At 70.2% G+C, this 12,552-nt stretch carries 14 protein-coding genes; 12 read left to right on the top strand and 2 right to left on the bottom strand.

What is annotated here, in order from left to right; translation table 11 throughout:
* From ACXAID_RS23650 to ACXAID_RS23635, 4 genes are all read left to right on the top strand, one after another.
* Positions 1-562: class I SAM-dependent methyltransferase (locus tag ACXAID_RS23650; protein ID WP_475024618.1), on the top strand; the 562-nt coding region annotated here is incomplete at its 5' end.
* A gap of 4 nt (positions 563-566) precedes the next feature.
* Positions 567-1,244 carry a ribulose-phosphate 3-epimerase gene (gene rpe, locus ACXAID_RS23645; protein WP_475024617.1) on the top strand — a complete coding sequence of 226 codons (678 nt, stop codon included), beginning with the start codon at positions 567-569 and terminating at the stop codon, positions 1,242-1,244.
* Positions 1,241-2,242, top strand: a complete 1,002-nt coding sequence (gene ribD / locus ACXAID_RS23640) for a bifunctional diaminohydroxyphosphoribosylaminopyrimidine deaminase/5-amino-6-(5-phosphoribosylamino)uracil reductase RibD (RefSeq protein WP_475024616.1) — start codon at positions 1,241-1,243, stop codon at positions 2,240-2,242. Before rpe ends, ribD begins: the two co-directional genes overlap by 4 nt.
* 156 nt (positions 2,243-2,398) lie before the next feature.
* Positions 2,399-2,563 (top strand): hypothetical protein, encoded by a 165-nt coding sequence (locus ACXAID_RS23635; protein ID WP_475024615.1) that lies wholly within the window; start codon positions 2,399-2,401, stop codon positions 2,561-2,563.
* Here ACXAID_RS23635 and ACXAID_RS23630 read toward each other — a convergent pair.
* Both ACXAID_RS23630 and ACXAID_RS23625 read right to left on the bottom strand, forming a co-directional pair.
* On the bottom strand, positions 2,530-4,086 hold the full coding sequence (locus ACXAID_RS23630) for an MFS transporter (protein ID WP_475024614.1): 1,557 nt from the start codon (positions 4,084-4,086) through the stop codon (positions 2,530-2,532). The two genes, ACXAID_RS23635 and ACXAID_RS23630, sit on opposite strands and share 34 nt — an antisense overlap.
* 41 nt (positions 4,087-4,127) lie before the next feature.
* Complete coding sequence (locus tag ACXAID_RS23625; protein WP_475024613.1) at positions 4,128-4,829, bottom strand: LppX_LprAFG lipoprotein; 702 nt, start codon at positions 4,827-4,829, stop codon at positions 4,128-4,130.
* Positions 4,830-4,894: 65 nt separating this feature from the next.
* Between ACXAID_RS23625 and ACXAID_RS23620 the strand changes: the two genes are divergently transcribed.
* From ACXAID_RS23620 to whiA, 8 genes are all read left to right on the top strand, one after another.
* Entirely contained in the window at positions 4,895-5,518 is a 624-nt protein-coding gene (locus tag ACXAID_RS23620) for a riboflavin synthase (RefSeq protein ID WP_475024612.1), read from the top strand.
* 115 nt (positions 5,519-5,633) lie between these two features.
* Positions 5,634-6,917 carry a bifunctional 3,4-dihydroxy-2-butanone-4-phosphate synthase/GTP cyclohydrolase II gene (locus ACXAID_RS23615; RefSeq protein WP_475024611.1) on the top strand — a complete coding sequence of 428 codons (1,284 nt, stop codon included), beginning with the start codon at positions 5,634-5,636 and terminating at the stop codon, positions 6,915-6,917.
* Positions 6,914-7,396, top strand: a complete 483-nt coding sequence (gene ribH, locus ACXAID_RS23610; RefSeq protein WP_475024610.1) for a 6,7-dimethyl-8-ribityllumazine synthase — start codon at positions 6,914-6,916, stop codon at positions 7,394-7,396. The genes ACXAID_RS23615 and ribH overlap by 4 nt, the downstream gene beginning before the upstream one ends.
* Positions 7,393-7,863, top strand: a complete 471-nt coding sequence (locus ACXAID_RS23605) for a PH domain-containing protein (RefSeq protein WP_475024609.1) — start codon at positions 7,393-7,395, stop codon at positions 7,861-7,863. The genes ribH and ACXAID_RS23605 overlap by 4 nt, the downstream gene beginning before the upstream one ends.
* Positions 7,864-7,899: 36 nt before the next feature.
* Positions 7,900-10,032 carry an excinuclease ABC subunit UvrC gene (gene uvrC / locus ACXAID_RS23600; protein WP_475024608.1) on the top strand — a complete coding sequence of 711 codons (2,133 nt, stop codon included), beginning with the start codon at positions 7,900-7,902 and terminating at the stop codon, positions 10,030-10,032.
* The gene (gene rapZ, locus ACXAID_RS23595) at positions 10,029-11,003 is read left to right on the top strand and encodes an RNase adapter RapZ (protein WP_475024607.1); all 975 of its coding nucleotides are present in this window, start codon (positions 10,029-10,031) and stop codon (positions 11,001-11,003) included. The genes uvrC and rapZ overlap by 4 nt, the downstream gene beginning before the upstream one ends.
* A gap of 25 nt (positions 11,004-11,028) precedes the next feature.
* On the top strand, positions 11,029-12,039 hold the full coding sequence (gene yvcK / locus ACXAID_RS23590) for a uridine diphosphate-N-acetylglucosamine-binding protein YvcK (RefSeq protein WP_475024606.1): 1,011 nt from the start codon (positions 11,029-11,031) through the stop codon (positions 12,037-12,039).
* The coding region (gene whiA / locus ACXAID_RS23585) for a DNA-binding protein WhiA (RefSeq protein ID WP_475024619.1) at positions 12,036-12,552 on the top strand (517 nt) is incomplete at its 3' end. The genes yvcK and whiA, both read left to right, overlap by 4 nt.

Here is a 12,552-nt window from a genome sequence, read left to right as displayed (position 1 = left end):
CCTGTGCGCCGGCCCGGGCGGCAAGACGGCGCTGCTGGCCGCGCTCGGGCAGCCCCTCGGGGCCGCCGTCACCGCGGTCGAGCCCGCACCCGCCCGCGCCGAGCTGGTCGAACGGAACACCGCCGGCCTGCCGGTCGAGGTGCTGCGCGTCGACGGTCGTGATCCGGGCCTGACGCCTGGTTTCGACCGGGTGCTCGTCGACGCACCGTGCACCGGGCTGGGGGCGTTGCGACGCCGTCCGGAGGCGCGGTGGCGGCGCCAGCCCGGCGACGTACCCGCCCTGGCCAAGCTGCAGCGTGAGCTGCTTGCCGCGGCGATCCGGCTCACCCGGCCGGGCGGCGTGGTGCTGTACGCGACCTGCTCACCGCACCTGGCCGAGACCACCGGCGTGATCGCCGACGCGGTGCGCCGCCACCCGGTGACCGCGCTGGACACCGCGCCGCTGTTCGACCCGGCCGCCGACGTGGGGGACGGTCCGTCGGCGCAGCTGTGGCCGCACCGGCACGGAACCGATGCGATGTTCGCCGCTGCGCTGCGGGTCGACGCCGCACCGATAGGCTGAAACCATGTGTGCACCGCTGATCGCCCCGTCGATCCTGTCGGCCGACTTCGCCCGGCTGGCCGAGGAATGCGCCGCCGTCGCCGGTGCCGACTGGCTGCACGTGGACGTGATGGACAACCACTTCGTGCCGAACCTGACGCTCGGCCTGCCCGTGGTGGAAGCACTGCTCGAAGTGACCGACATCCCGATGGACTGCCACCTGATGATCGAGAACCCGGATCGGTGGGCGCCGCCGTACGCCGAGGCCGGTGCCCACAACGTCACCATCCACGCCGAGGCCACCGACAACCCCATCGGCGTCGCCCGCGACATCCGCGCCGCCGGGGCCAGAGCCGGGCTGTCGGTCAAACCCGGCACCCCGGTGGAGCCCTACCTGGACATCCTGCATGAGTTCGACACGCTGTTGGTGATGTCGGTGGAGCCCGGATTCGGCGGGCAGAAGTTCATCGCCGAGGTGCTGCCCAAGGTGAGCCTGGTGCGGCGGCTGGTCGACTCCGGAGAACTCAGCATCCTCATCGAGATCGACGGCGGCATCAACGCCGACACCATCGAACAAGCCGCGGTGGCCGGTGTCGACTGCTTCGTGGCCGGGTCCGCCGTCTACGGCGCCGAGGACCCCGCCGCGGCGGTCAAGGCGCTGCGTGAACAGGCCGCCGCGGCGGCCGCGCATCTGTCGCTGTGAACCTCGACGCCGCCATGCGGGCGGCCATCGAACAGTCCGAGCAGGTCAAAGGGCGTACCTACCCCAATCCGCCGGTCGGGGCCGTCGTCCTGGACTGCGACGGTCAGATCGCCGGGATCGGTGCCACAGAGCCGGCCGGGGGACCGCACGCCGAGGTGTTGGCCCTGCGGCGGGCCGGTCGGCGCGCGGCCGGGGGCACGGCGGTGGTCACCCTCGAGCCGTGCAACCACTTCGGCCGCACCCCGCCCTGTGTGGACGCGCTGCTGCAGTCCGGGGTCGCCGCGGTCGCGTTCGCGGTCGGCGACCCCAACCCGGTAGCCGCCGGTGGCGCCGCCCGGCTGGCCGACGCGGGCCTGCAGGTGCATGCCGGGGTGCTCGCCGACGAGGTCGCCGGGGGACCGCTGCGGGAGTGGCTGCACAAGCTGCGCACCGGAACACCCCATGTCACCTGGAAGTTCGCGACCAGCGTGGATGGCCGCAGCGCGGCAGCCGACGGCTCGAGCCAGTGGATCACCAGTGAGGCCGCCCGCGCTGACGTGCACCGGCGGCGGGCGGCCGCCGAGGCCATCGTGGTGGGCACCGGGACGGTGTTCGTCGACGATCCGGCGCTGACCGCCCGGCTGCCCGACGGCAGTCTCGCCGAGGCGCAGCCGCTGCGCGTCGTCGTTGGAAAACGTGAGATATCTCCCGATGCGCGGGTGCTCGACGACGACTCACGCACCATGGTGATCCGCACCCGGGACCCCCACGAAGTGATCAAGGCGCTCTCGGATCGCACCGACGTGCTGGTCGAGGGCGGGCCGACGCTGGCCGGTGCGTTCCTGCGGGCCGGTGTCATCGACCGGATCCTGGCCTATGTGGCTCCCATCCTGCTCGGCGGGCCGATCACCGCCGTCGACGACGTCGGGGTGCTCAGCATCGCCCAAGCTCAGCGCTGGCGGTTCGACGGCGTGCAGACGGTGGGGCCCGACGTGCTGTTGAGCCTGGTCCCGGCGTAGCCGGGTGGTGGGTCTCACAGCCGTTGCGAGTGCGTCGCCGGGGGTTCAGCCGGCCGCTGCTCGGTAAAATCGTTGACGCCGGCCATCGATGACGCCGGGAATATCGCGCTTTCAGAGACGAGTTGCGCATCAGGAAGCACGAGAAGAGGTACCAGCATGACTACTGCACTGCAGGGCTGGCTGAATCACAGTCCGTTCGACCCCCGCCACCTCAAGGCAGCCCTCCGGGACATGTGGCGGGAGCTGACCGCCGACGAGCCGGGCACCGGGGCCGATGAGCCTGCGCCTCAGCTGATGGGACGCGGACTCGAGCGCTGCTGATCCTCGGCGGGGTCTTCGGGCTCCTCGGCGTGTTCGTGGCGTCCGCTGATGAACAGCCCCAGCACCGCGCCGACCACGCAGACGACGGCGGTGATGGTGAAGATCTCCGCGTACTGCATGACGTAGGCTTCCCGCACCCGGGCCGCCTCGGCCGCCAGGCGCGCGGCCAGGGTGTTGGCGTTCGGGTCGGCGGGGATGCTGGCCAGGAACTGGTTGAAGCGGTACAGACCCCACGCCGAGAGCGCAGCGATGCCGATCAGCATGCCGATCATCCGGGCCACCACCACGGCCGCCGAGGCGATGCCGTGCTGTGCGGTGGGCACCACCCGCAGCGTCGCCGAGGTGAGCGGCCCGATCACCAGGCCCAGGCCGAGCCCGGCGATCGCCAGATCGGTGTCCAGCACGGGCAGGCTGATGAACCCGAGGTCGTGGCGGGCCGCCAGCAGGTCGGCGGGCCACTTGGAGATCAGCAGGTAACCCCCGGCGGCGATCAGCAGGCCGATGAACGCGATGATGCGGTCGCCGACCCTGGTGGCCAGCCAGCCGCCGAGCAGCGCTCCGATCGGCAGCGCGATCAGAAACCGCAGCAGCAGGAATGCGGCCTGGTTCTGGTCCTGGCCGAGCACGCCCTGGCCGAACAGCTCGACGTTGACCAGCGTCACCATCAGTGCCGCGCCGGCGGTGAGTGACGCACCCAGAGCGGCCAGGAACGGCCGGAAGTGCACCCCGGCCGGGTCCAGCAGGCGGGTCTTGGCGAATTTCTCCCAGACGAAGAACGCGACGGCGGCCACCGCCGCGGCGATCAGCACCGGCGGGCCCCAGCTGGGCAGCACCTGCTTGCCGTCCGGTGCCGGGTTGTAGAGCCCGATCACGGCCAGCCCCAGCGCGACGGCCAGCAGCAGACCACCCACCACGTCGACCTTCTGCGGTTCGTCGGTCTGCGCCCGCCCCGGCAGGCTGAAGTGGATCATCACCATCGCGATCGCGGCCAGCGGCACGTTGACCCAGAACACCGACTGCCAGTGGTGGAACAGCCACACCAGGGTGATGCCGTAGATGGGGCCGAGCACACTGCCCAGCTCCTGGGCGGCGCCGACACCGCCGAGCACCGCGGCACGGTTGCGCGCCGCCCACAGATCGGCCGCCAGCGCCAACGTCACCGGCAGCAGTGCGCCACTGGCGGTGCCCTGGATCACCCGGCCCAGCACCAGCACGGTCAGGTCGGTGGACAGCGCGGTGATCACCGAGCCCAATGCGAAACCGGCCAGACTGGCCTGAATCAGCATCTTGCGGCCGAACCGGTCCGACGCCCGGCCCAGCAGCGGCATCGCGGCGATGTAGCCGAGCAGGTAGCCGGTGATGATCGGGGTGACGCGCTGGATCTGATTGATGCCGATCCCGACGTCGGACATGATGTCGGTCATGATCGTCACGACGACATAGGTGTCGAGCGCGCCGAGCACGACCGCGAGGCTGCCCGCGCCGATCGCGACACGGCGATTGGTCTGGGTCGACCCGGACATCGATCGAGTCCCGGCCGGCCCCGGCATCGGCGGGCGGTGCATCAGACCGCCGGTTTGTCGACGGTGACCGGCTCACCCCAGTTGGACAGCGTCATCGTGACGCTGTTGCCCGGACTGGGCTCCAGGCGCACCTGCATCAGCTCGTGGTCGCCGTCCTCGGCGACCCACGCGGTGCCCGGCACCGGAGCCGTCGCAGCGATCTGCGGGGCGATCTTGTTGACCGCTTCGGCGCTGACCATTCCGGTGATGCGGACCGTGCCCACCCCTTCGATCGTCTCCCGGCCGTCGGCCTTGGGGTCGGAGAAGTTGGCGAGCACGTTGGCCAGTCCGGCATCCGGGCTCAGGATCGCCGCGACGTCGTAGATGTCGGAGGCCGGACCGAAGTTCGACAGCGTGCCGCCGGCGGTGATGGCGGCATAGAGATCACCGTCGGCGACGACGAACTGCACACCCTCGAGCCGCTGGCCCAGGAACAGGATGTCGGCGGTGCCCTTGGCCGCGACGGCGGGGGTCTGGGTCAGGTCACCCTCGATCGACTCGACCGGCAGTTCGGCGATTTGGCCCTGCACAGCCAGCCGCAGATGCGCGCTGCTCTGGCCCTTGGTGGTTTCGCTGGACTCGCTGAGCAGGGTGGCAGCGTCGGGCAGCTCGGTGGAGGAGTCATCGGAGGAGCCGGAGCACCCTGCGACAAGGGCTACGACGGCGACGAGGGCGGCGAAGATCGCCAACAGGCGGGTCTGCATGCCCAGCATGGTAGTAGGTGTCCGAGGTGCCGCCCGCCCGCCCACGACGTTCTAGGCTGGGCGGCGTGTTCACCGGAATCGTCGAAGAGCTGGGTGAGGTCGTCGGCAAGGAGGATCTCGGCGACTCGGCCCGCCTGGTGATTCGTGGCCCGATTGTGACGTCGGACGCCGGCCACGGCGATTCGATCGCGGTCAACGGGGTGTGCCTGACCGTCGTCGAGGTGCTGCCCGACGGTTCGTTCTCCACTGACGTGATGGCCGAGACGCTGAACCGGTCGAGCCTGCGCGGCGCCGCGGCCGGTACCCGGGTCAACCTGGAGCGCGCCGCGGCGATCAGCAGCAGGCTCGGCGGGCACATCGTGCAGGGACACGTCGACGGCACCGGCCAGGTCGTCTCCCGCGCGCCGTCGGAGCACTGGACGGTGGTGCGCGTCGCGCTGCCCGCGTCGTTGTCACGGTATGTCGTGCACAAAGGGTCGATCACGGTCGACGGGGTCTCGCTGACCGTCTCGGATCTGGGACCGGACTGGTTCGAGGTCTCGTTGATCCCCACCACCCTCGATCTGACCACCTTGGGCCGCGCCGAGGTCGGGACACCGGTGAACCTCGAGGTCGACGTCATCGCCAAATATGTCGAACGGCTGCTGGCCGCCGGCGACGCGGTGCCGGACACCGACCCGCGGAGCTGACCGCAGGCCGCCTGGAGGCTCACCGACCGGCGGGCAATAACCAGTGTCAACGCGTGGTTCATACTGGGAGGTGTCGACGGGTGGTTCCGGCGCAGGGACCGGCAAGGTGGTGAAGATGACGAGGCTGGATTCGGTCGAGCGTGCGGTGGCCGACATCGCCGCGGGCAAGGCCGTTGTCGTCGTCGACGACGAGGACCGTGAGAACGAGGGCGACCTGATCTTCGCCGCCGAGAAGGCCACGCCCGAGCTGGTGGCGTTCATGGTGCGCTACACCTCCGGCTATCTGTGTGTGCCGCTCGACGGCGATATCTGCGACCGTCTGGGCCTGCTGCCGATGTATGCGGTCAACCAGGACAAGCACGGCACCGCCTACACCGTCACCGTCGATGCGAAGGCCGGTGTCGGTACCGGTATCTCCGCCTCCGACCGGGCCACCACGATGCGGCTGCTCTCCGACCCGGGCTCGGTGGCCGACGATTTCACCAAACCCGGCCATGTGGTGCCGCTGCGCGCCAAAGACGGCGGAGTGCTGCGCCGTCCGGGCCACACCGAGGCCGCCGTCGACCTGGCCCGGCTGGCCGGCCTGCAGCCCGCGGGAGCGATCTGCGAGATCGTCAGCCAGAAGGACGAGGGCTCGATGGCCCAGACCGACGAGCTGCGCATCTTCGCCGACGAACACGATCTCGCGCTGATCTCGATCGCGGACCTCATCGAGTGGCGGCGCAAACACGAGAAGCACATCAAGCGGGTGGCCGAGGCCCGCATCCCCACCCGGCACGGTGAGTTCCGGGCCGTGGGCTACACCAGCATCTACGAAGACGTCGAGCACGTCGCGCTGGTCAAGGGCGACATCGCCGGACCCGGGTCGGGTCCGCACGGCGACGGACACGACGTGCTGGTGCGGGTGCACTCCGAGTGCCTGACCGGCGACGTGTTCGGTTCGCGGCGCTGCGACTGCGGACCGCAGCTGGACGCGGCCCTGGCGATGGTGGCCCGCGAGGGCCGCGGCGTCGTGCTCTACATGCGCGGCCACGAGGGCCGGGGCATCGGCCTGATGCACAAACTGCAGGCCTACCAGCTGCAGGACGCCGGTGACGACACCGTCGACGCCAACCTGAAGCTCGGGTTGCCCGCCGACGCCCGCGACTACGGGATCGGCGCCCAGATCCTGGTCGACCTCGGGGTGCGGTCGATGCGACTGCTGACCAACAACCCGGCCAAGCGGGTCGGCCTGGACGGCTACGGCCTGCACATCATCGAGCGGGTGCCGCTGCCGGTCCGTGCCAACGCGGAGAACATCCGGTACCTGATGACCAAACGCGACCGGATGGGCCATGACCTGATCGGGCTCGACGACTACGACGAGACCATCCCCGGTGAGTTCGGCGGGGCGGTATGAGTCCAGCCGTCGGCGTTCCCGATCTGCCCACGCTCGACGCCGCAGAGGTCAAGTTGGCCATCGTGGCCAGCACCTGGCACGAGATGATCTGTGACGCGCTGCTCGACGGGGCCCGCAAGGTCGCGGCCGAGGCCGGAATCGCCGATCCCACCGTGGTGCGGGTGCTCGGGGCCATCGAGATCCCGGTGATCGCCCAGGCGCTGGCCGACACCCACGACGCCGTCGTCGCACTCGGCGTGGTGATCCGTGGTGAGACACCACATTTCGACTACGTCTGCGACGCCGTCACCCAGGGGCTCACCCGGGTCTCGTTGGATGCGTCGACCCCGGTGGCCAACGGTGTGCTGACCACCAACACCGAGCACCAGGCGCTCGACCGGGCCGGGCTGCCGTCCTCGGCCGAGGACAAGGGCGCCCAGGCGGCCGCCGCCGCGCTGTCCACGGCGCTGACGCTGCGTGCGCTGAAGTCGGGTACATGACCGATTCCGACTGGGAGCTCGAGGTCAGACCGCACCTGACCCCGATCTTCGCCTACGGCTCGGCGGCGGTCATCCTGCTCGCGCACGTCGCGGTGGGTGCGCTGCTGAAGGTGGGTTCGACCGGCGTGGTCTTCCGGACCTACGACCAGGTCGCGATCGCGATGGTGGGCGTGGTGATCGCGGGTTTCGTCTGCTTGTTCGCCCGGCCGCGGTTGCGGGTCGGCAGGGCCGGCGTCGCGGTGCGAAATCTGTTCGGCTATCGGTACTTTGCCTGGGACGATGTGGTCGGGGTCTCATTCCACCCGGGTGCGCGGTGGGCCCGGCTGGACCTGCCCGACGACGAGTACATCGCGGTGATGGCCGTCCAGGCGGTGGACAAGGAGCGCGCGGTCCGGGCGATGGATCAGGTCCGCGCGGTGCAGCAGCGCCACCGGCCCGACATCGCGTCCCGGCGCGAGACGCACTGAACCGGCCCGTCGGGGTCGGGCAGTAATCTGGGATCTGTGCCGGATCCAGCGACGTACCGACCTGCTCCCGGGTCGATTCCGCTCGAACCCGGTGTGTACCGCTTCAAGGACGTACACGGCCGGGTCATCTACGTCGGCAAGGCCAAGAGCCTGCGCAGCAGGCTGAATTCCTACTTCGCCGATCTCGCGGGCCTGGCACCGCGCACCCGCCAGATGGTGATGACGGCCGCCGGGGTGGAGTGGACGGTGGTCACCACCGAGGTCGAGGCCCTCCAGCTGGAGTACAACTGGATCAAGGAGTTCGACCCGCGGTTCAACATCCGCTACCGCGACGACAAGTCCTATCCGGTCCTGGCGGTCACCCTCAACGAGGAGTACCCGCGGCTGATGGTCTATCGCGGGCCGCGCCGCAAGGGGGTGCGCTACTTCGGTCCCTACTCACACGCCTGGGCCATCCGGGAAACGTTGGACCTGCTGACCCGGGTGTTCCCGGCCCGTACCTGCTCGGGGGGAGTGTTCAAGCGGCACAGCCAGATTGATCGCCCGTGTCTGCTCGGCTACATCGACAAGTGCTCGGCGCCGTGTATCGGGCGGGTCAGCGCCCAGGAGCACCGGCGCATCGTCGAGGATTTCTGCGACTTCCTGGCCGGCAAGACCGACAAGCTGGTCCGCGAGATGGAGCAGCAGATGAACCAGGCCTCCGCCGACCTGGATTTCGAGCGGGCCGCCCGGCTGCGCGACGACATCTCGGCGATGCGCCGCGCCCTGGAGAAACAGGCCGTCGTGTTCGGCGACGGCACCGACGCCGACGTGGTGGCCTTCGCCGACGACGAACTCGAAGCCGCGGTGCAGGTCTTCCACGTCCGCGGGGGGCGGGTCCGCGGCCAGCGTGGCTGGGTGGTCGAAAAGTCCGGTGAGCCCGGTGAATCCACCCTGGAGTATCTCGTCGAGCAGTTCCTCACCCAGTTCTACGGCGACCAGGCGGAGCTGAGCAGCGCCGCCGGCGGTGCCCGCGACGAGACCACCAACCCGGTACCCCGTCAGGTGCTGGTGCCGGTGCTGCCCGACACCGTCGACGAGATCGAGACGTGGCTGTCGCAGCTGCGCGGCTCGCGGGTGACGGTGCGGGTGGCGCAGCGCGGCGACAAGCGGGCGCTGGCCGAGACGGTGCAGCGCAACGCCAAGGACGCGCTGGCCCAGCACAAGCTCAAGCGGGCCGGTGACTTCACCGCCAGAAGTGCTGCACTGCAGAGCATCCAGGAGGCGCTCGAACTGGAGGACGCGCCGCTGCGCATCGAGTGCGTGGACATCAGCCATGTGCAGGGCACCGATGTGGTGGCCTCGCTGGTGGTCTTCGAGGACGGATTGCCCAAGAAGTCCGACTATCGGCACTATTCGATCAGGGAGGCCGCAGGTGGCGGCCGCTCCGATGACGTCGCGTCGATCGCCGAGGTGACCCGACGGCGGTTCCACCGGCATCTGCGCGACGTCTGGGAGCCGGCCGAGCAGGCGAGCGCAAGCGCTCGCGCCGACGATGGTCCTCGCGCAAGCGCTCGCGCCGACGATGGTCCTCGCGCAAGCGCTCGCGCCGACGATGGTCCTCGCGCAAGCGCTCGTCCGCCGGCCAGGTTTGCGTATCCCCCCAACCTGTTCGTCGTCGACGGCGGCGCCCCACAGGTCAACGCGGCCGCGGCCGTCCTCGAAGAACTGGGTATCACCGACGTGGCGGTGATCGGGCTGGCCAAGAGACTCGAGGAGGTGTGGATGCCGGGACAGGACGGATCGCCGGCCGAACCGGTGATCCTGCCGCGCAACAGCGACGGCCTGTACCTGCTGCAGCGGGTGCGCGACGAGGCGCACCGCTTCGCCATCAGCTACCACCGCAGCAAGCGGTCCAAGCGGATGACCGCCTCCGCGCTGGACGCCGTGCCCGGGTTGGGCGAACACCGGCGCAAGGCGCTGGTGACGCACTTCGGGTCACTGGCCCGGCTCAAAGAGGCGACCGTCGAGGAGATGACCTCGGTGCCCGGGATCGGTGCCGCGACGGCGCGCGCGGTGCTCGAGGCGCTCGGTGGCGGCCCCGAGCCGGGCCCGCCTGCCGATGCCCCGCCCGTTTCGCAAGCGCCCACACCCGCGATCGGCGATGATCGGAGTACAGCATCGGGATGACAGAGCAGGGTATGCACGAGGAACTGCGCGGAGATGCCGGCGCCGCCGGCGGCGAGGGTGACCTCGATCCCAGCACGCTCGACAGCGGTCTCGACGGGGCGGCCGGCAACGAGATCGACGTGGTCCTCGTCACCGGACTGTCCGGGGCGGGCCGCGGCACCGCCGCCAAGGTGCTCGAAGATCTCGGCTGGTATGTGGCCGACAACCTGCCGCCCGAGCTGATCGCCCGGATGGTCGACCTCGGGTTGGCGGCCGGATCGCGCATCACCCAGCTCGCTGTCGTGATGGACGTGCGTTCCCGGGGCTTCACCGGGGACCTGGACTGGGTGCGCGGTGATCTGGCGACCCGCAACATCACCCCGCGGGTGCTGTTCCTGGAGGCCTCCGACGACATCCTGGTCCGGCGCTACGAGCAGAACCGCCGCAGCCATCCGCTGCAGGGCAACCAGACGCTGGCCGAGGGGATCGCGGCCGAACGGGCCATGCTGGCTCCGGTCCGGGCCGCCGCCGACCTGGTCATCGACACCTCGTCGCTCCCGGTCCCGGCGCTGCGGGAGAGCATCGAGCGGGCGTTCGCCGCCGAGTCGGTGGCCCACACCAACGTCACCGTCGAATCGTTCGGCTACAAGTACGGCCTGCCGATGGACGCCGACACGGTGATGGACGTGCGCTTCCTGCCCAACCCGCACTGGGTCGACGAGCTGCGCCCGCACAGCGGACAGCACCCCGAGGTGCGCGACTACGTCCTCGGCCAAGCCGGCGCCGGGGAGTTCCTGGACTCCTACCATCAGCTGTTGGGCGTCGTCATCGACGGATACCGCAGGGAGGGGAAGCGCTACATGACCGTGGCCATCGGTTGCACCGGCGGCAAGCACCGCAGCGTGGCGATGGCCGAGGCGCTGGCCGCCCGGCTGCAGGGCGGCGATGCGTTGACGGTGCGGGTGCTGCACCGGGATCTGGGTCGCGAATGAGCTTCCCCGCACGCGAGGAGGACCGATGAGCTCCCGCATCGTTGCCCTGGGTGGTGGGCACGGGCTCTACGCGACGTTGTCCGCGGCGCGGCGGATCACCCCGCACGTCACCGCGATCGTCACCGTCGCCGACGACGGCGGCTCGTCCGGGCGGCTGCGCAGCGAACTGGACGTGGTGCCGCCCGGGGACCTGCGAATGGCGTTGGCGGCGCTGGCTTCCGACAGTCCGCACGGCCGGTTGTGGGCGACGATCATCCAGCACCGGTTCGGCGGCAGCGGCGCGCTGGCGGGCCATCCGATCGGCAACCTGATGCTGGCCGGGCTCAACGAGGTGCTCGCAGACCCGGTGGCCGCGCTCGACGAGTTGGGCCGCATCCTGGGGGTGAAGGGTCGGGTGCTGCCGATGTGCCCGTCCGGGCTGAGCATCGAAGCCGACGTCGTGGGGCTGGAGTCCGACCCCCGGGTCAGCCGGTCGATCCGCGGCCAGGTCGCGATCGCCACCACGGTCGGCAAGGTGCGCCGGGTGCGGCTGTTGCCCGGTGATCCGCCCGCCACCCGCCAGGCCGTCGACGCGATCATGAACGCCGACGTGGTGGTGCTGGGGCCGGGGTCGTGGTTCACCAGCGTGATCCCCCATGTGCTGGTCCCCGAACTGGCCGCCGCGCTGCGCGACACCTCGGCGCGGCGCGCCCTGGTGCTCAACCTGGTTGCCGAGCCGGGGGAGACGGCCGGGTTCTCGGTCGAGCGCCACATCCACGTGCTGTCCCAGCACGCTCCGGACTTCACCGTGCACGACATCATCGTGGATTCGACCAGCGTGCCCAGCGAGCGGGAGCGCGACCAGTTGCGCCGCACCGCGCTGATTCTCGACGCCCACGTGGAGTTTGCTGACGTATCCAGACCTGGTACACCTTTACATGACCCGGCGAAACTGGCCGCGGCATTGGAGGGGGTCCGAAGGCGCGGTGCGGCGCCACCGCCAACGGTGCCCACCCCGACAGTGAACGGACCGAGAGGTGACGACCCGTGGCGATGACAGCCGAGGTCAAGGACGAACTCAGCCGGTTGGTGGTCAACTCGGTCAGCGCCCGCCGCGCCGAAGTGGCGTCGCTGCTGCGGTTCGCCGGGGGCCTGCACATCGTGTCGGGCCGGGTGGTGGTCGAAGCCGAGGTCGACCTCGGCATCATCGCGCGACGGCTGCGTAAGGACATCTACGACCTGTACGGCTACAACGCCGTGGTGCATGTGCTGTCGGCCAGCGGAATCCGCAAGAGCACCCGGTATGTGGTGCGGGTCGCCAAAGACGGTGAGGCCCTGGCCCGCCAGACCGGCCTGCTCGATCTGCGTGGGCGACCGGTGCGCGGACTGCCCGCCCAGGTCGTCGGGGGAAGTGTCGCCGACGCCGAGGCCGCCTGGCGCGGTGCGTTTTTGGCGCACGGCTCGTTGACCGAGCCGGGCCGGTCCTCGGCGCTGGAAGTCAGTTGCCCGGGGCCGGAGGCGGCGCTCGCGCTGGTCGGGGCGGCCCGGCGGCTCGGGGTCGGCGCCAAGG

The sequence above is a fragment of the Mycobacterium sp. ABE4_509 genome (assembly GCF_056160785.1).
Note: the sequence above shows the minus strand (reverse complement) of the source record. Positions and strands in the feature narration are given on the sequence as shown.